Source organism: Enterococcus sp. AMC2644, assembly GCF_058216475.1.
The window spans coordinates 234,921-252,946 of the sequence record NZ_CM177095.1 but is presented as its reverse complement, the minus strand read 5'-3'; the positions used below and the strand labels follow the sequence as shown (position 1 = coordinate 252,946).

General features: G+C 34.4%; 17 protein-coding genes, 1 tRNA gene, 1 CRISPR repeat array and 1 riboswitch. Of the genes, 13 read left to right on the top strand and 5 right to left on the bottom strand.

The window, feature by feature from the left end; all coding sequences use genetic code 11:
* Positions 1-158: 158 nt before the first annotated feature.
* A complete protein-coding gene (locus tag AC4BC5_RS01270; protein WP_016174801.1) occupies positions 159-359 on the top strand; it encodes a cold-shock protein in 201 nt (66 codons plus the stop codon).
* 93 nt (positions 360-452) lie between these two features.
* Here AC4BC5_RS01270 and AC4BC5_RS01265 read toward each other — a convergent pair whose 3' ends face one another.
* The gene (locus tag AC4BC5_RS01265) at positions 453-893 is read right to left on the bottom strand and encodes a MepB family protein (protein ID WP_490496375.1); all 441 of its coding nucleotides are present in this window, start codon (positions 891-893) and stop codon (positions 453-455) included.
* 583 nt (positions 894-1,476) lie between these two features.
* Positions 1,477-1,559: transfer RNA gene (locus tag AC4BC5_RS01260), tRNA-Leu, on the bottom strand.
* A gap of 196 nt (positions 1,560-1,755) precedes the next feature.
* On the opposite strand from AC4BC5_RS01260, the gene AC4BC5_RS01255 reads away from it, so the two are divergent.
* Positions 1,756-2,973 (top strand): pyridoxal phosphate-dependent aminotransferase, encoded by a 1,218-nt coding sequence (locus tag AC4BC5_RS01255; protein ID WP_490496374.1) that lies wholly within the window; start codon positions 1,756-1,758, stop codon positions 2,971-2,973.
* Positions 2,974-3,009: 36 nt separating this feature from the next.
* On the opposite strand, the gene AC4BC5_RS01250 is transcribed toward AC4BC5_RS01255, so the two are convergent.
* Positions 3,010-3,189: a DUF2187 domain-containing protein gene (locus AC4BC5_RS01250; RefSeq protein ID WP_207940866.1), complete on the bottom strand. Its 180-nt coding sequence runs from the start codon at positions 3,187-3,189 to the stop codon at positions 3,010-3,012.
* 128 nt (positions 3,190-3,317) lie between these two features.
* On the opposite strand from AC4BC5_RS01250, the gene AC4BC5_RS01245 reads away from it, so the two are divergent.
* The 4 genes from AC4BC5_RS01245 to AC4BC5_RS01230 all read left to right on the top strand — a co-directional run bounded on the left by AC4BC5_RS01245 (position 3,318) and on the right by AC4BC5_RS01230 (position 10,474).
* Positions 3,318-4,139 (top strand): helix-turn-helix domain-containing protein, encoded by an 822-nt coding sequence (locus AC4BC5_RS01245; protein WP_490496373.1) that lies wholly within the window; start codon positions 3,318-3,320, stop codon positions 4,137-4,139.
* Positions 4,140-4,216: 77 nt separating this feature from the next.
* A complete protein-coding gene (nagA, locus tag AC4BC5_RS01240; protein ID WP_490496372.1) occupies positions 4,217-5,371 on the top strand; it encodes an N-acetylglucosamine-6-phosphate deacetylase in 1,155 nt (384 codons plus the stop codon).
* A 295-nt stretch (positions 5,372-5,666) separates the two neighbouring features.
* Positions 5,667-6,095: direct repeats of the CRISPR family, unit length 32 nt; unit sequence GTTGCAGTCTTTATGACTGCATGGATTGAAAT.
* Positions 6,096-6,356: 261 nt separating this feature from the next.
* A complete protein-coding gene (locus AC4BC5_RS01235) occupies positions 6,357-7,058 on the top strand; it encodes an ABC transporter ATP-binding protein (RefSeq protein WP_490496371.1) in 702 nt (233 codons plus the stop codon).
* Positions 7,059-7,069: 11 nt separating this feature from the next.
* Positions 7,070-10,474 carry an FtsX-like permease family protein gene (locus tag AC4BC5_RS01230; RefSeq protein WP_490496370.1) on the top strand — a complete coding sequence of 1,135 codons (3,405 nt, stop codon included), beginning with the start codon at positions 7,070-7,072 and terminating at the stop codon, positions 10,472-10,474.
* A 20-nt stretch (positions 10,475-10,494) separates the two neighbouring features.
* Here the strand turns inward: AC4BC5_RS01230 and AC4BC5_RS01225 are convergent, their stop codons facing one another.
* Positions 10,495-11,085 (bottom strand): FUSC family protein, encoded by a 591-nt coding sequence (locus AC4BC5_RS01225; protein ID WP_490496369.1) that lies wholly within the window; start codon positions 11,083-11,085, stop codon positions 10,495-10,497.
* A gap of 89 nt (positions 11,086-11,174) precedes the next feature.
* Between AC4BC5_RS01225 and AC4BC5_RS01220 the strand changes: the two genes are divergently transcribed.
* Positions 11,175-12,149, top strand: coding sequence for an aromatic acid exporter family protein (locus tag AC4BC5_RS01220; RefSeq protein ID WP_490496368.1), 975 nt, complete (start codon positions 11,175-11,177; stop codon positions 12,147-12,149).
* A 21-nt stretch (positions 12,150-12,170) separates the two neighbouring features.
* Here AC4BC5_RS01220 and AC4BC5_RS01215 read toward each other — a convergent pair whose 3' ends face one another.
* A complete protein-coding gene (locus AC4BC5_RS01215; RefSeq protein ID WP_490496367.1) occupies positions 12,171-13,115 on the bottom strand; it encodes a Gfo/Idh/MocA family protein in 945 nt (314 codons plus the stop codon).
* A gap of 128 nt (positions 13,116-13,243) precedes the next feature.
* Here AC4BC5_RS01215 and AC4BC5_RS01210 point away from each other — a divergent pair, with 128 nt between their 5' ends.
* From AC4BC5_RS01210 to AC4BC5_RS01185, 6 genes are all read left to right on the top strand, one after another.
* Entirely contained in the window at positions 13,244-13,756 is a 513-nt protein-coding gene (locus tag AC4BC5_RS01210) for a hypothetical protein (protein WP_490496366.1), read from the top strand.
* A gap of 18 nt (positions 13,757-13,774) precedes the next feature.
* Positions 13,775-14,563, top strand: coding sequence for a M15 family metallopeptidase (locus tag AC4BC5_RS01205; protein WP_490496365.1), 789 nt, complete (start codon positions 13,775-13,777; stop codon positions 14,561-14,563).
* Positions 14,564-14,570: 7 nt separating this feature from the next.
* Positions 14,571-15,179: a glycoside hydrolase family 73 protein gene (locus tag AC4BC5_RS01200; protein WP_490496364.1), complete on the top strand. Its 609-nt coding sequence runs from the start codon at positions 14,571-14,573 to the stop codon at positions 15,177-15,179.
* A gap of 16 nt (positions 15,180-15,195) precedes the next feature.
* On the top strand, positions 15,196-15,888 hold the full coding sequence (locus tag AC4BC5_RS01195; RefSeq protein WP_490496363.1) for a hydrolase: 693 nt from the start codon (positions 15,196-15,198) through the stop codon (positions 15,886-15,888).
* Positions 15,889-15,973: 85 nt separating this feature from the next.
* A riboswitch (purine riboswitch) is annotated at positions 15,974-16,069 on the top strand.
* Positions 16,070-16,146: 77 nt separating this feature from the next.
* Positions 16,147-16,728 (top strand): xanthine phosphoribosyltransferase, encoded by a 582-nt coding sequence (locus tag AC4BC5_RS01190; RefSeq protein ID WP_490496362.1) that lies wholly within the window; start codon positions 16,147-16,149, stop codon positions 16,726-16,728.
* Entirely contained in the window at positions 16,721-18,007 is a 1,287-nt protein-coding gene (locus AC4BC5_RS01185) for a nucleobase:cation symporter-2 family protein (RefSeq protein WP_490497481.1), read from the top strand. Before AC4BC5_RS01190 ends, AC4BC5_RS01185 begins: the two co-directional genes overlap by 8 nt.
* The last annotated feature ends 19 nt before the right edge of the window (positions 18,008-18,026 follow it).

The window sequence follows — 18,026 nt, the reverse complement described above, 5'->3', positions numbered from 1 at the left end:
TTGCATTCATAAGATATCCGTGTTAGACTATGTTAGTAATACTTTTTGATATGTAACTATAATATGTTTATCTTTATAAAAAATGATACGCACTTCTATTTGCACTTCACTCATTATTACAAAATAAACACATATGATGTGTAATTTGGAGGTACGTTATGAATAACGGTACAGTAAAATGGTTTAACTCAGATAAAGGTTTTGGCTTTATCACAGCAGAAAATGGAACAGACGTGTTTGCACACTTCTCAGCTATCCAAGGCGAAGGTTTCAAAACTTTAGAAGAAGGTCAAGCAGTAACTTTTGATATTGAAGAAGGTCAACGTGGACCTCAAGCAACAAACATCGTTAAAGGTTAATTATTTGTCAACTATCGCAAGGTAGTTGACTTTTTTTTTTTCAAAAAATCGATTATCAGTGTATTAGTTTTAATAGAGAGAAAATTAAATTATTTATTCAGATAGATTTTTAAAATATTGTAATTGCCATTTTTGTGTTCGCGTTGCTGTTTTATTTAAATTATGACACCAAACTGGATAGAATCTCATCGCCATTTTCCCACGCTTATTTTCTGTAGATAGGATTTGTTTTTCAATAGCAATTTCTTTTGGAATGGTAAAAATTCCTTTCTTATCTCCATCGTCTATAACTATCGCTAGCAGTTCTGGGCTACTAGTTGCTTTAAAGGGTGTATTATGAGTTTGTTCATCTTTTTCCCAGAAAGCTACAAAATATCCTTCTTTTTTTGGTGTCTTTTTTGCTAGTCGAGCTCTTACTTTACTATTTATTGTTTGCGAATAAAAGATAAACCCTTCATATTCTAGATTTTGATTTTCTAAACAATAAATTTGGATGTTTCCGAATACTTTTTGCAAAATATTAGTCGATTTCATTAAAAGATCTCCTTAGTTTTCTTGATTTTACGTACAAAAGCTGTTAAGAAAATTATACGAACAATAGTTCGGTTTGTAAAGTGAATACTCAAAAAAATTATTGTTGTATTAAAAATAAAGAAAAAAATGAAATTTTCTCGGTCAATCAAGCGATAATTTTGAATTTTAGCTGATTCAAAATAGAATATCTTGGACGAATAAAATGACTTTGGGCAGTCCAATGATGTTGATAATTTTTACATATATCTTGTTTTTTTAAGGTATCGTCAGTGGTATAGGATGATACTGGTCAAAACGGATGACTGTTTTCTGGCCTGACAATAATCGACTTACCTGTCTCGTGGTTACTGCTGAATCGCAATTTGTACAAGCGTGAGCAGAGAGGAAAGGGTGGCTTTGACGACAAGGGGACTGTTTTTGATAAAATTCTTCCTAGAACATGTCTTCCTCTCAGTAAACTATTTTATCGTGATGTAGTCATACTAGAGAACGGTATGTTTTTTAATACCTAAAATGAAAGATGGGACTGACAAATCATTTCTGATTCATCAGTCCCATATATTATAGAGCCGTTTTTGATAAATGCGGACGATGGGACTTGAACCCACACGAGCATACGCTCACATGACCCTCAATCATGCTTGTCTGCCATTCCAACACGTCCGCAACAACAGTTAAAATCTTACTTTTTATTTGAATGTTTGTCAATACTGTGATTCTTATTTTTTTGTAAAATGAATAATAATACTTCCCGTTTTTTCAGAAAATTTGCTATAATAGAAACACTGAAAAAAGTTCTATGGGAAACGCAGCAATATAGTTTGATATACCGAATGTATATTTATGAAAAGAGGATTCTACTATGAGAAATTTTGAAAAATCTAGTAAACTTGAAGGTGTTAGTTATGACGTGCGTGGACCTGTTTTAGAAGAAGCAGATCGTATGCAAGAAGAAGGAATCAGTATTTTAAAATTAAATACAGGTAATCCAGCAACATTTGGATTTGAAGCACCAAACGAAATTATTCGTGATTTGATTATGAATGTGAGAGAATCGGAAGGGTACTCTGATTCAAAAGGTATTTTTTCAGCACGTAAAGCAATTGAACAATATTGCCAATTGAGAAATTTTCCAAACGTTACAATTAATGATATTTATACTGGAAATGGTGTAAGTGAGTTAATTACTATGTCAATGCAAGGTTTATGTGATAATGGTGATGAAATTTTAGTGCCAATGCCTGATTACCCATTATGGACGGCTTCTATTTCATTAGCTGGAGGTAAGCCTGTACATTATATCTGTGATGAAGAGAGTGAATGGAATCCGGATATAGCAGATATTCGTTCAAAAATCACTTCTAAAACAAAAGCGATTGTTTTAATCAACCCTAATAATCCTACTGGAGCAGTTTATCCAAAAGAAATTTTAGAACAAATTGTTGAAATTGCTCGTGAATTTGATTTAATTATTTTTTCTGATGAAATTTATGATCGTTTATTGATGGATGGTCATCAACATATTCCAATTGCAACTTTAGCTCCAGATCGTCCAGTAGTAACTTTTAGTGGATTATCTAAGTCTCATCGAGTGGCAGGATTCCGTGTTGGCTGGATGGTTCTTAGTGGAGATAAGAGACACATTAAGGATTATGTTGAAGGGTTAAATATGTTGTCATCTATGCGTTTATGCTCCAATGTATTATCACAACAAATTGTCCAAACTGCACTAGGCGGTTATCAAAGCATTGATAAATTATTATTGCCAGGTGGTCGTATCTATGAACAACGTGAGTTTATCTATAAAGCGATTAACGATATTCCAGGCTTGTCTGCTGTGAAACCAAAAGCCGCTTTTTATATGTTCCCTAAAATTGATACGAAACGCTTTAATATTTTGGATGATGAAAAATTTGTCTTAGACTTTTTACACGAGCATCATGTATTGATGGTCCATGGTGGTGGTTTTAACTGGCAACAACCAGATCATTTTAGAATTGTATATTTACCGAATCTTGAAGAATTAAAATTAACTTCAGATAAGATGCGTGAGTTTTTAGCAACCTATAAACAAAAATAAAAAAATGGAGGAGCGAATCATCGCTTCTCCATTTTTTTATTCAGAAATTTTTTCACATACTTTTTTACTAATCACCATTCGGCCACTAAATTTATCCATAATTTCTTTAGAAGGTTCGTTAACTTGTATTAAAAATGAATTTTCGTATTCTCGTTCAATAAAGCCAAATAAAGTTAGGTTTTCCCATTTGAATGTTACGTTTGTTTTCGTTTCCATACGTGTCACTCCAATCTAAATATTAAAGAATTCCGAACGTTTTTCGGTAAAATCATCCTTTTTTAACATTATGTGTTAAAATAAATAAAAAAGAAAATGCTAATTCGCATATTTTGGAGGAAATAGTATTGTCATCTGAAAGTTTTGGTGAAACAATTAAATGCTTACGGAAAGAACGTAAAATGACTCAAAAAATGCTGGCACAAGGGATTTGTGCTCAAAGTGTCTTAAGTCGTATTGAAAATGACATAGAAATTCCTAATGTGGTTGTTTTGCAGAGTATTTGTCAGCGTTTAAATGTAACATTAGATCAAGTGTTGCATTCAGAGTCTGAAGAGATTCAACGAATTAAATTTTTATTTAGTCAAGTACATTATTATCTAATCCATCAAGAATATCAAAATATGGCAGCCTTATTAGGGAATTCCAACCTAATGGATCATCTTTATTTGGATACAGATTTTCAACTTTATTATTATTATTTGGGAAGTTGTGAATATTTTTTATATCAAGCTTATGATGCTTCGATTCAGTCTCTTAAAAAAGGACTATCGTATACATATAATAAAGGTAAAGAAAATATTTCACCTATCGAAATCCAACTATTAAGTTGCTTAGGTCGCGTATTTGATGATGCAGGTAATACTGAAAAAGCTTCATTCTATTTGGAGACGAGTTATAAATCAATTGAATTATTACCAACTGAGTTAACTAGTTTTGAGTTAACAAAAGTATTTTATAATTATGGAAGTCTCCTATTACGAATGGAAAAATATAAACAAGCTCTAGAAGTTTCAGAGCGAGGGATTTTATGGGCAAAGCAGCGTTGTAGCTATTACTATCTAGAAGAACTTTATTCGCTAGCGAGTGTTATTTGTCGAAAAATGAATCTAATAGAAGCCTCGAAAGAGTATTTGTCTTTATCTACCTATATATCAAAAATCCGATAAATGGTGTAGACCTTTCTTGACTTATAAAGAAAATAAGAGTAATTTTAGGATAGAAAGATTAAAGAGGAGCGAGTCAAATGAGAACTTTTATAAGTGCAGATAAATTTTTCTTAAAATCAATGGTTAAAGGTCCTGGGTATTTAGAGATTGTTGATGGAAAATTTGGAGAATATACTTCTGAACTTCCTGAAGAAGCAGTAACATTGATAGATTATTCAGGCAAATGGATTGCACCAGGGTTGGTTGATACCCATATTCATGGATATATGAATCATGATGTAATGGATAATGACGCTGAAGGAATTAAAATAATGTCAGATGCATTATTATCTTGTGGAGTCACTTCTTTTCTACCGACAACTTTGACTTCAAGTAAAGAATTATTGCGTGATGTAGCAGAAACAATTGGTCGAGTTCACAAAGATGTTACAGGTGCTAAAATTCCTGGGATTTACTTTGAAGGACCTTTTTTTACCGAGGAATATAAAGGGGCGCAAAATCCATCATATTTTGGCGATCCAGATATTGATACTTTCCATGACTGGCAAGAAGCTTCTGGTGGTATCATCAAAAAAATCGCTTTAGCACCTGAACGTCAAGGTGTAGAGGAATTTGTTAAGCAAGTAACGGATGAAGGTGTCGTTGTCTCATTAGGTCATAGCAATGGAACGTTGGAAGATGCATCGAAAGCTGTCGAAGCTGGAGCAAGCGTTTTTGTTCACGCATTTAATGGGATGCGTGGGTTAAACCATCGTGAACCAGGAATGGTTGGAGCTTTATTAAGCTTGCATCATGTTTTCTCTGAATTGATTTGTGACGGCCATCATGTTCATCCAGAAGCTGCAGGAATTTTGATGGATAAAGCCGGGCATGATCATGTAGCTTTAATTACAGATTGTATGATGGCAGGCGGCATGCCGGATGGCAACTACGTTTTAGGTGAATTTCCAGTAGTTGTTGAAAATGGAACTGCACGTTTACAAGAAGGGAATTTGGCAGGCAGTATTTTAAAATTAAAAGAAGCGATAAAAAATGTTGTCGACTGGGAACTAGCAACCCCTGAACAAGCTATCATGATGGCAACCTTAGTACCAGCTATAAGTTGTAAAATTGATGATACTTGTGGCATGATTAAAAAGGGACGTGATGCAGACTTTATCGTCCTAAATCAAGATATGACATTAGAAGCAACATACTTAGACGGTGTTGAGCGTTTTTGCGCATCTAAATAATAAATGAAGCGAAGTGGATGTTTTCACTTCGCTTTTTATAGTAAATAGACGTAGTTGATAAAGATAAAGGGTGATATAATTAACTGATCTGAAAAAAGTATTTGGTTTTGATGACTGTGCGAATCCTAGGTTCACATAATAATTCTAGGAGATTCGCACCACGAAATAGTTGTTAAATGAAAAAATGATGAGAAAATAAGTACGATTGTATTCAATTTTAAAATAAAATATATAATCGGGCGATATTCATCAGAAAAAATGCAGTAGCGTACTGTCTTTTTCTACAAAAATCGCCGTTGCAGTCTTTATGACTGCATGGATTGAAATACACCTACGTGCTTTCTTATATCCATAGAAACAACCGTTGCAGTCTTTATGACTGCATGGATTGAAATAATTAAAGCGTCCTTAAATTCTTCAAATTCTAGTTGTTGCAGTCTTTATGACTGCATGGATTGAAATTATCTGCTCCGGTGTTAAATCATCAGCAATAATGTTGCAGTCTTTATGACTGCATGGATTGAAATAAAAAATTGTCAACGACGGATATACATTAAAAGCGTTGCAGTCTTCATGACTGCATGGATTGAAATCATGCTAGATGATTCCGTGTGAAATTCTTGTTGTGTTGCAGTCTTCATGACTGCATGGATTGAAATCTTTTCATAGTAACATTATGCTTTTTCCCCATTGTTGCAGTCTTCATGACTACATGGATTAAAATTACTAATTTTTTGAATATTGCTCCCGATTTAACAGTTGCAGTCTTCATAAAATTAACCATAGTCAGCTATATGACGTAGAGATATTCTTATAGTCAATCGGTTCTTAAAAATTTTAATTTGTTTATGAAGAAAAATGATTAGAAAAACTTCGAAATCAAAGAAATGAAAAAGCGAGGATAGAATCTATTCTCGTTTTTTAATATAAAAAACATCTGTGTTTTTATTTGTTTATGTTAAACTAAAGAAAAGGAGGAGGACAAATGAGTTACATTGAAGTTATTGATGAAGTAAAAAAATATCAGATGGGTGATACGACTATCATGGCAAATGATGGTGTTACTTTTGGCGTAGAAAAAGGTGAAGTAGCTGTGATTTTGGGTCCGAGTGGTGCTGGAAAATCAACAGTTTTAAATATATTAGGTGGTATGGATAGTTGTGATAGTGGGCAAATTATCATTGATGACGTTGATATTGCAAATTATGATGCGAAGCAATTAACAGCCTATCGCCGTGATGATGTAGGGTTTGTTTTTCAATTTTATAACTTAGTTCCTAACTTAACTGCAAAAGAAAATGTAGAATTAGCTGCTCAAATTGTGGAAAATGCATTGGATGCAGAAGAGATTTTGACACAAGTTGGTTTAGGAAATCGAATGAATAATTTCCCTTCACAATTATCTGGAGGGGAGCAACAGAGAGTTACCATCGCAAGGGCTTTAGCTAAACGACCAAAGTTATTGCTATGTGATGAACCCACGGGTGCATTGGATTATGAAACTGGAAAACAGATTTTACAAATTTTAGAAGACACAGCAAGGAATACTGGAACAACAGTGATTATTATTACTCATAATTCGCAAATTGCTCCAATGGCTGATCGCGTGATTCGTATTAATGATGCTAAAGTTCGTAGTATAGAGCATAATGACAGTCCAACACCAATTGCTCAAATCGAATGGTGAGGAGGATATAAATGAAGAAGAAAGCTCTCCTTAAAAGTAGTATTCGAGAAATCAAACAATCCCCAGCTCGCTTTTTTTCAATTTTAGGCATTATTTTTTTAGGTGTTGCTTTTTTTGTAGGGATTGGTGCGACGGGTCCTGATATGATTCAGTCTGCAGATGATTATTATAAAAAACAACAACTATCTGATATTACTTTATACTCTAGTCTAGGATTTTCTAAAGAAGATCAAACGTATTTGGAAAAGCAAAAAAATATTGAAGCAGTAGTTCCGCAATATGTAACAGATATGCATTTAGTGGATAAAAATGAAGTGGTACGTTTTTATAGTTTGACGGAAACGCTGAATTTACCAGTTCTTGAATCGGGTGAACTACCAAAAGAAAATGAAATTGTGTTAGACACTCGAGCGAAAGGACGCTATAAGCTAGGAGATACATTTGAAATCCAAGAAAGTGATGACTCCGAAAAGGCTTTAAAGCAGTATCAGTTTAAAATTGTGGGTTTTGTGACAACACCTGAATTTATTGACAATGCAAAGCGTGGAAATACTAATGTAGGAAATGGTGCTATTGATTATTTTGCTCTTTTACCAGAGGAAACTTTCCAAATGGATGCCTACGCACGCTTGCTATTATCTTTTAAAAATGCTCAAACAGTAGGGTCATATTCTGATGAATATACAAAGCGTATGGATAAAAATCAAGAACAGCTGGAAGGTTGGTTGGAACCACGAAAGCAGGCTCGTTTAACTGAAATCAAAGAGACCGCTAATCGTGAATTAGCCAAAAATCGTAAAAAAGTCCAAGAAGGCGAAAAACAATTAGAAAAAGCCGAACAAGAATTGAAACAAGCCAAAGAAAAATTGGATCAAGGTCAAATAGAATTAGAAGAAGCCAAACAACTCTATACTGAAAAAATAGCTGCAGCTAAAGCAGAAATTCAATCGCGTGAACAACAAATTACTGAAGCAGAAAAAGAAGTTATTGCAAACGAACAGATTTTAAATGAAAACCAACGTGAAGTAGATCGTCAGTCGGGTTCTTTAGATGCGTATGAATCACAGCTTTCTCAATTAGAATCACAGCGTAGTCAGCTAGAAGACGCTCTCTATCAATTACAAGTAGCGCAACAAACATTTAAAAATATCGAACAGTTAACTTCACAAGTAGATGATGTACCAGAAGAAGAACTTGATCAACTGCTGGATGATATTAAAACGAATTTACAATTATTGCTGACACAATTGCCAGAAGATAATGAATGGAAAACAACTGTTCAACAAATTATTGATGAGTTGTCATCAGAAACTTTGTTAACGCTTGTTCAGGATATTCGTAGTCTAGGAGATATGATTGATTCTCAAATTGCCAGTATTGAAGGAAACCTTGCGCAATTAGGTACAGGAATGGATGAAATTGCACGTGGAAAACAGCAAATTCAAGATGGTCAAAGACAACTTGATGAAGGCAAGCGACAAATAGAAGAGGCGAAAAAACAATTAAAAGATGGTAAGACGCAACTTGCAGAAGGAAAGCAAACCTTTGCAGTAGAAGAAGAACGTGGTGCGAATCAATTAAAAGCAGCTGAAGAGGAATGGCAGGCTGGCAAAAAACAATATGAAAAAGGTCTAGAGGAATTTAAAAAACAAAAAGAAAAAGAATTACCAAAACTCAAAGAGGCTACTGAGAAGTTAGCATCCGAGCAAAAAAAAATAGATGATTTAGAACCAGCAAGCTTTACATTAGTTGATCGGGAAAGTAACCCAGGATACACTGAATATAAAGAGAATGCGAATCGAATTTCGTCAATCGCAACAGTATTTCCCACAATTTTCTTTTTAATAGCGGCATTAGTTAGCCTAACAACTATGGGACGAATGATTGAAGAAAAACGAGTGGAAATTGGTACGTTGAAAGCGTTAGGTTATAGAAATGGTGAAATTTCTCAAAAGTTTTTACTCTATTCTTTGTCTGCTGGACTTTTAGGAAGTTTATTAGGATTAGCAGTTGGTTTTTATCTTTTTCCTACTATTATTATTAGTGCGTATGGTCAGTTGTACAACATTAAAGAGTTTATGACACCATGGTATTTAGGTTATAGTAGCATTGGTATTATTGTTGCGTTAGTTTGTACAGTCGGAGTTTCATTAGTTGCTTTACGTGTCGATTTATTTAGTTCTCCCGCTGCATTGTTACGACCAAAAGCTCCAAAGGTAGGAAAACGAATTTTGTTGGAATATCTAACGCCTTTATGGAAACGAATGAGCTTCATTCAAAAAGTCACGATGCGAAATTTGTTCCGTTATAAATCACGGATGTTTATGACTATTTTTGGGATTGCAGGATGTACGGCAATGATACTTACTGGCTTTGGATTGCGTGACTCTATTGGTGACATAGTCCCAATTCAGTTTTCGAAAATTTGGCACTATCAAGGAATGGTGACATTTAAAGAACAGCCTGATGATGCTGTGTATCAAAAATATCTTGATACATTGGAGCAACTTGATGACTATCAGTCACATTTAGCAATTGGTTCTGAAACTTTAACAGTTGAAAAAAGTGGTGTAACAAGTCAAGATGTAACGGTCTATGTACCGGAAAACCTTGAGATATTACCTGATTTTGTTTTGTTCAATAATCGTCAAACAGGTAAAGAATCTTATTTAACTGATGAAGGTGCGATTATTAATGAAAAACTAGCTGCGCTTTTTGATCTATCGGTAGGAGATACTCTCGTCTTAAAAAATACTGATCATCAGACGTTTGAAGTTAAAATCGCGGCTATTGTTGAAAATTATGTTGGTCATTTCGCATATTTAACACCACAAACTTTTGAAAAAATTTTTGATAAGCAACCAACTTATAATACAGATTTAATTGTATTTAAAGGAGAACAAACCAAAAAACAAGAAAAACAAATTGCAGGAAAATTGATGGATCAAGAAGAAGTGATTAATGTTAGTTTCCTATCTGATTCATCCACTGCGTTGGATGAAACGACAGGTATTTTAAACATTGTCGTTTGGGTACTGATTATTTCAGCTGGATTACTAGCGTTTATTGTGTTATACAATTTGAATAATATCAATATTTCTGAGCGTATTCGAGAATTATCGACTATCAAAGTATTAGGTTTTTATGATAAAGAAGTGACAATGTACATTTATCGTGAAAATATTTTCCTAACATTCTTTGGTGTCTTTGTAGGTTTGGCGATGGGAATTTTATTACACGGATATGTATTACAGACAGTAGAAATGGATATGTTGATGTTTTCACCAACGATCCATTTGATGAGTTATATATACGCAGGCTGCATTACAACCTTCTTTACATTAGTTGTAGGGGTTGTTATGTACTTGAAATTACAAAAAGTGGATATGATAGAAGCCTTAAAATCAAATGAATAAGAGACTGGGATTCCAGTCTCTTATTTTTTTTGATTTTCAATTTTTTCTTGAATTTCTTGTAATTGTTTTTGAAGTTCTGCTTCTTTATTTTTTAATACGACAAGATCCTCTTTAATCTCTTCTTCATTCTCGGTTTTAGGTGGTCGCAAAATAAAATTAATACCAATTGCAACAGAAGTACCTATAAATGTATCGAAAATACGGTCTATAGCTACGCCTACAGAATCTCCAGGATCTACACTCAAAGTAATTAACAGAATTGTTGCAATAGCGGAGATAATACCTGCATTGTTGTTTATGCCATCTGATACCACAATTACGAATGCCACTAGAACAGGCAATGCAATAATTTCAACAATGAAATTCTCATTGAATTTTTGCTGTAGTAATAAATATGCAATGCCTCCAATACCACCAATTGTGTTGCCGAGAATACGTGATTTACCAAAATTAAAAGTAGTGGTTAAATCTTGGCGTAGTGAAAAAACAGCTGCTAATGCTGCAATCCATGGCTCACCTCGATTAAAAAATTCGAAAATTAAAATACAAATTAACACAGACAAAGATGATTTGAAAGTTCTCATGCCAAGTCTAAAACGGCCAATATGCACAACAATAGCCCCCTTTAATTTAATAATAACGAATCTATAGAGAAAATACAAAAGGTTTAGTATAATTTCTTATGTAGGGAGGAACTTATATGAGAATTGGATTACGTACCATTAAAACGGCAGTAGCCGCTATTTTATCAATGCTTTTAGCTGATGTATTAAACTTACTATATGCGCCAGCCGCAGGAATTATTGCTATATTAAGTGTAGGGAATACTAAAAAGGCTTCATTATACACTGGATTGGGGCGACTAGCTTCTTTAGCGATTGCCACAGTCATATCTTTTATATGTTTTCAAGTAATTGGCTATAATGCGATTGCATTTGGTATTTATTTATTATTTTTTATTCCCGTATCTGCTACGTTTCATCTAACAGATGGCATTGTTGTTAATTCAGTTCTGGTCACACACTATATGTTGGAGCAATCATATTCATTACCTCTATTAATTAATGAGTTGCTTTTAATGAGCATTGGGGTAGGCTTTGCTTTAGTATTTAACTTGTATATGCCTAATATTGAGAAACAACTAAAAGAAAATCAGGAAGAAATAGAAGAGAGTTTCCGCCATATTTTGTCAGGAATGGCAGCGATGTTAAATCATGCATCTCAAGATAAGTTGAAAAATTCATGTGATAAGTTACTGATTTTTATTCGTGAAGGTCAGCAACAAGCGCAAATGTATCAGGAAAACCAGTGGCAAGTAGAAGATGCTTATTATGAGGAATATTTCTCAATGCGTCGAACACAAGTTAGGATATTATCGGATATGGTTCAATTGCTTGATGGTATTCAAGTGGAAGAAATATTAGTAGAAGATTTAAGGATACTTTTAAACTTTACGGCTGCGACTTTTGATGAAGATAATGATGGAATGGAAATCTTGAAACGAATTGATTTAGTGTATCAAGTCTATCGCTCAAAAGCATTACCTCAAAATCGGGAAGAATTTGAAAACCGAGCGCGTTTGTTTCAATTTCTTCAGTCTTTTAAAAGTTTTATTGAAATTAAAGCCGAATTTTCAAAATCTAGTACTAAATTAAACGAAGAGACAGTCGCCTAAAAGAAGCGACTGTCTTGATTTTTACCAAAAACGACGCATGTCATCTAAGATACGAATAACATCTGCTGTAAGAGGTAGCGTACGATTTTCAGCTCCTTCAACCGTATCGATTAAAGTTTGGATTTCATAGTTTAATGCTTCGGTAGTATTACCTACCTCGATAACTTCTGTGTGTCCATCACGGTAATTAATTACCGCTTTATCTGCACGTGGGTATTCATCAACTGTAATATAAGCGTGCTCATAAGCTACAATCCCTTGTTTGGGCATTTTTGCTTGGAAAGCTAGGCTGACTGTAGCCATTTCATCTTTTTTGTTACGCAGGACAGTAATCGACTGCTCATCAACGCCCGTTTCAAACGGTAGCACATTACTAAATAACACATCAGGTGATTCGGATAGGAAGAAGCGTGCAAAAGATACGGCATAAGTTCCAATATCTAATAAAGCACCACCTGCCAAATCTGGATTGAAAAAGCGGTTGGTTGGGTTTGGCTCTTTATAACTGCCAAACGGTGCTTGGATTAATTTTAATTTACCTAATTTGCCACTGTCTGCGATTTTTTTTAATTCAAGGTAAAGTGGCATGTTAAAGATGGTCATTGCTTCTTGTAATACAAGCTTATTTTTCTTAGCAAGTGCGATTTCTTCTGCTAGTTCGTCACTGTTCATCGTAATTGCTTTTTCACATAAAACATGTTTATTTGCATGTAATGCTGCCATGATGTAGTGGTGATGCACATTATTTGGTACTGCAATATAAACAAAATCAATCGCTTCATCAGCTAATAAAGCATCAACTGTTTCATAAACATTTGGAATCGAAAATTTTTCTGCAAATTCTTGAACTTTAGGCAATCTTCTCGCTGCGACACCGTAAATTTCACTAGTATCACTTTTGAAATCCGTTGCAAATTGATGTGCAATATCTCCTAATCCGATAATTCCCCAACGATAATTTGTCATTATATCTTCTCCTTTTACTAGTAATACCTTTAGTATAACAGAATTAGTTTAAAATTGAGAAAAGGTAGTAGCCAAAAAGTTTCTTTTATCTTAAAATTTGAGTAGAATAGAAAGTGGAGGGATTGTCTATGCATGATGTATATATTGAATTGATTTTAAGTGCGGTTTACGAACAATATGGTATCGAAGCGTTATTTTATGAAAATAACTTAGGAATTTCTTCTGAAAAATGGGAGAATTGGAAAAAAGGAATGGATTCTTTAGCTCCTGAAGAGAATCAAAAAGTAAAAAATCTGTTCAGTGATTATGAATGGATGCTATTACAAAAGATTTTGCGTCAGACAATTATTTATCCAGAAAAGCGTGGGGTTGCTGTGAGTGAGTATCGAAAAATGAAAACAGCGATTGCTCGTAAGTGGTTAAATATCGGTCTTGCGACGGTTGAAATGATTCAGTCAAAAGAGGAAAATAGTTCAAGTCAGTACTTAAACTTACGTGTAGGGATCGCCTATGATGAATGGGGCTTTGATGATATTCTCACTTTCCGCTTGCCAGCATATATTCAACAACAGTTAGAAAATGAACAAGTTGCTTTATTAGACTGGGTTAATGAAAACTTAGAAGAAACATATAACAAGTAAGTGAGAGGGGAAAGGTTGTTGAAAAAAACATTAAAAACGATTAGTTTAATTATCATTGGCATTGTTGCCATATATGGAATTAATCGTTTTGTTACAAGGAAAGTTGTTATTGAAAACCCGGATTCTTCTGTTATAGCCTCTGAAAAAGAGCCGATACAGAAAAAACAGGAGACGCAAGAAGAAAAGAAAGACACGCTTCCTGAAGGTTCAACAGATGATTGGAACTTGATTCTAGTGGGTCCAGAGCATCCACTTGAAAAAGACATCCCACAAGATAATCTCGTAGAAATACCTGGAAGTGTGATGCAATTGGATCGTCGTGTTTTGGAGCCTTATCAAAAGTTGGTTCAAGCTGCAGAACAAGCAGGATATCCAATAGCTCTAGTGTCTTCTTACCGTTCTGTATCCTATCAAGAGCAAGTATTTAATGATGCAGTTTATCAATATATGTCGCAAGGACTCAGTGAAAAAGAAGCCATTACTGAGACGAAAAAAACGTCAACTGAACCAGGAAATAGTGAACATCACACTGGATTAGCTATCGATGTGGTAGATACCAACTGGCAACAAAATTATCCACGTGTCTTATTAGAACCTGCTTATGGTGATGAACCCGGAGCAAAATGGTTGGCAACGCATGCTAGAGAATATGGCTTTATTGTTCGTTATCCTGAAGGAAAAGAAAAGATTACTAAAATTACGTATGAGCCATGGCATTTTCGTTATGTAGGCATAGAACATGCAAAATATATCGAAGAACATCACCTGACATTAGAAGAGTACATTGACTTATTAAAAGAAAAGTAGGGTGTATATGAATAGAAGAAAGAAAAAAACGCTGCGCTTGCCAGCCATTTTAATTGGTTTTGTTATGATTGGTGTAGCATTTGTTTTTTCGTTAAAAAGTTTAACAAGTCCGAAATTTTCGCAAAATATCTATGCATATCAAGAAAATACAGATATGACCAAAGAAGAATTTATTTCACGTTTGCTCCCCCATGCTAAAGAGCTACAAGAAGGTTATGGTGTTTTGCCAAGTATTGTGATTGGGCAAGCAATTCTAGAGTCAAATTGGGGAAATAGTCAATTATCTAAAGAATACAATAATTTGTTTGGAATAAAAGCTTATGGGAATCAAAAGAAAATAACTTTAGATACACAAGAGTTTGTTAATGAACAATGGATTACAATTAAAGGCGATTTTCGTGTTTATAATTCGTGGGAAGAATCGATGGACGACCATACCATGCTTTTTGTAAACGGTGTGGATTGGAGTCCTGAAAAATATGAACAAGTTTTAACTGCTCCAAATTATGAAGTTGCGGCAGATGCTTTACAAGAAGCAGGCTATGCAACTGATCCAGGCTATGCTGCTAAAATTAAAGAAGTAATTGAAACCTATCAACTTAATCAATATGATTAAAAGGAGCTGTTGAGCAATGAGCGAAAAATTTATTCCTAATATTACCACGGAATTAAGAAAAGATATTGTAAAAGTACCAGAAATAATTGATGAAGCTAGTGGGATTATTATCTTTGGGAAAAAAATCAAATCGATTATTTTTACTACAGATATTGCGATTATTCGTAATACAAATGCCAATGCAGTCATTGCTGTTTACCCATTTACACCACATCCAGCAATCACTAAAAGTATTATTGAAGCAGCCGATATTCCAGTTTTTTCTGGAGTTGGTGGTGGATTAACACAAGGAACGCGCGCTTCTTATATGAGTCTTTTCGCTGAAGCACAAGGTTCCATTGGCGTGGTTTTGAATGGGCCTACCCCGATTGATACCGTTCAAGCAGTTTGTAGTGTTGTAGACATTCCAGTAGTTAGTACGGTGACTAGCAAGTATACGCCCATTGATGAAAAAATTGCAGCAGGAGTTAAAATTATTAATATTAGCGCAGGAAAAGAAACTGCCGCTACTGTTCGTCATTTCCGAAAAATTTACCCAGAATTACCAATTATGGCAACTGGAGGACCGACAGAAGAAAGCATTCGTGAAACAATTGAAGCCGGGGCGAATGCGATTACGTATACGCCACCTTCTAATGGGGATTTGTTTAGTAAAAAAATGGATCTTTATCGTGAAATAGAACGATCTGAATTTAAAAAATCACATTAAAAACGAACAAAAAATGAGAAAATCCAAATTTATGATTGAGTTTACTTGTATTTTATATAAATTATAGGCATAATGATGGTTGTGTTTTTCATAATTAGTTCTTACTTATATATCGTCGTAATTGGTCGACAGTCTCTACCCGATACCGGAATATCGGACTATAGGTAAAAAAGTGTTTGTTTGTGCACCTTTTTTGCTGTATTCGCAAAGAGGTGCTCTTTTTATTTTACTAAAGTGAAGGAAAGTGAGTTTGTAAAAATGGAAGAATTAGTTAGTCGTATTCAAAAAGATGGGAATGTTTTAGGAGAAGGCGTATTAAAAGTTGACAGCTTTGTCACTCACCAAGTTGATCCTGAATTAATGGAAAAAATTGGTATTCGTTTTGCAGAAGTATTTGCAGAAAGCGGGATTACTAAAGTTGTGACAATTGAAGCATCAGGTATTGCTCCGGCATTGTATGCAGCAAAACAATTAAATGTTCCAATGATTTTTGCTCGTAAAGCCAAAAGTTTAACTATGGATGAAGAGCTATTAACCAGTTCTGTTTATTCATTTACAAAACAAGTGACAAGTACAATTTCAATTTCACGTAAATTTTTAAGTAATGAAGATAAAGTGTTAATTATTGACGATTTTTTAGCAAACGGACAAGCGGCTAAAGGGTTGATTGAATTATGTCGTCAAGCTGGTGCACAAGTTGAAGGTGTCGGGATTGTGATTGAAAAATCATTTCAAGATGGACGTCAATTATTAGAAGATATGGGAATTCGTGTTGTGTCGCTAGCACGTATTGCATCATTAGCTGATGGGGAGGTCGCTTTCCGTGAAGCAGATGCGTAATCAAGCAAATGAAGAGAATGGAAAAGCGGCTTTAGTTGGTTTACAACATTTATTAGCAATGTATGCTGGCGCAGTTGCAGTTCCACTGTTGATTGGTACAGGATTAGGTATGAATGCTCAACAGATGACTTATTTAATTTCAATGGACATTTTCATGTGTGGTTTAGCAACCTTGTTACAGTTAACTGTAACAAAGTATTTTGGAATTGGTTTGCCAGTAATCTTAGGTTGTGCAATTCAAGTAGTAGGACCAGCGATTATGATTGGAACTCAAGCTGGAATTGGCGCGGTATTTGGTTCGATTATTGTTGCAGGTTTATTTTTAGTGCTAACGGCAGGAATTTTTTCTAAAATTAAAATTTTATTTCCTACTATTGTTACCGGAACGGTTATTACTGTTATTGGGTTAACATTAATTCCTGTAGCAATTGGCAAAATGGGTGGCGGTGATGTTTCTATGAGCAGCTTTGGAGAACCACGTTATCTCATTCAAGCGTTTGTAACAATCGCTTTGATTATTGGTATTCAAGCATTCGGTCGAGGCTTTATTCGTTCGATTGCCGTGCTGATTGGACTAGCTGGAGGAACATTATTAGCCTATTTTATGGGAGATGTAAATTTTTCACCAATTAGTCAAGCACCGGTTTTCCAAGTTCCACATCCATTTTATTTTGGGATGCCAACATTTGATATTGTGTCGATTGTTTTAATGATTATTATTATTATTGTCTGTATGGTTGAATCTACGGGCGTTTATTTTGCATTAGGTGAAATTACTGAACAAGAAGTGACTGGTGCAGATTTAAAACGTGGGTATCGTACAGAAGGTTTAGCTATTTTATTAGGAGGAATTTTTAATACCTTTCCTCACACGGGTTTTTCACAAAATGTTGGTTTAGTTCAACTTTCAGGGATTAAAACAAAATTACCGATTTATTTTGCAGCTATATTTTTAATTATTCTCGGTCTGTTTCCTAAAATTGGCGCATTAGCACAAGTTATTCCAGAAGCTGTATTAGGTGGAGGAATGTTAGTGATGTTTGGCATGGTAGCTGTTGCAGGAATGCGCATGTTATCCAAAGTAGACTACAATAATGATAAAAATTTATTGATTGTTGCTGTCTCAATTGGTTTTGGTTTAGGTTTTAACATGATTCCCCAATTATTTGAGCGTCTACCAGAAACCTTACAATTATTTACAAGTAATGGTATTGTCATGAGCAGCTTAACTGCTGTTATTTTGAATTTAATATTAAATGGACTGAAAAATAAAGAATAAACACAAAAAATGCGATAGT

What these genes read in the sequence shown, in the direction of transcription:
- AC4BC5_RS01250 (WP_207940866.1), bottom strand. Translation starts at nt 3,189, where the DNA reads ATGGAAACGAAAACAAACGTAACATTCAAATGGGAAAACCTAACTTTA.
- AC4BC5_RS01195 (WP_490496363.1), top strand. Translation starts at nt 15,196, where the DNA reads ATGAGCGAAAAATTTATTCCTAATATTACCACGGAATTAAGAAAAGAT.
- AC4BC5_RS01235 (WP_490496371.1), top strand. Translation starts at nt 6,357, where the DNA reads ATGAGTTACATTGAAGTTATTGATGAAGTAAAAAAATATCAGATGGGT.
- AC4BC5_RS01215 (WP_490496367.1), bottom strand. Translation starts at nt 13,115, where the DNA reads ATGACAAATTATCGTTGGGGAATTATCGGATTAGGAGATATTGCACAT.
- AC4BC5_RS01230 (WP_490496370.1), top strand. Translation starts at nt 7,070, where the DNA reads ATGAAGAAGAAAGCTCTCCTTAAAAGTAGTATTCGAGAAATCAAACAA.
- AC4BC5_RS01270 (WP_016174801.1), top strand. Translation starts at nt 159, where the DNA reads ATGAATAACGGTACAGTAAAATGGTTTAACTCAGATAAAGGTTTTGGC.
- AC4BC5_RS01200 (WP_490496364.1), top strand. Translation starts at nt 14,571, where the DNA reads ATGAATAGAAGAAAGAAAAAAACGCTGCGCTTGCCAGCCATTTTAATT.
- nagA (WP_490496372.1), top strand. Translation starts at nt 4,217, where the DNA reads ATGAGAACTTTTATAAGTGCAGATAAATTTTTCTTAAAATCAATGGTT.
- AC4BC5_RS01220 (WP_490496368.1), top strand. Translation starts at nt 11,175, where the DNA reads ATGAGAATTGGATTACGTACCATTAAAACGGCAGTAGCCGCTATTTTA.
- AC4BC5_RS01265 (WP_490496375.1), bottom strand. Translation starts at nt 893, where the DNA reads ATGAAATCGACTAATATTTTGCAAAAAGTATTCGGAAACATCCAAATT.
- AC4BC5_RS01185 (WP_490497481.1), top strand. Translation starts at nt 16,721, where the DNA reads ATGCGTAATCAAGCAAATGAAGAGAATGGAAAAGCGGCTTTAGTTGGT.
- AC4BC5_RS01190 (WP_490496362.1), top strand. Translation starts at nt 16,147, where the DNA reads ATGGAAGAATTAGTTAGTCGTATTCAAAAAGATGGGAATGTTTTAGGA.
- AC4BC5_RS01255 (WP_490496374.1), top strand. Translation starts at nt 1,756, where the DNA reads ATGAGAAATTTTGAAAAATCTAGTAAACTTGAAGGTGTTAGTTATGAC.
- AC4BC5_RS01210 (WP_490496366.1), top strand. Translation starts at nt 13,244, where the DNA reads ATGCATGATGTATATATTGAATTGATTTTAAGTGCGGTTTACGAACAA.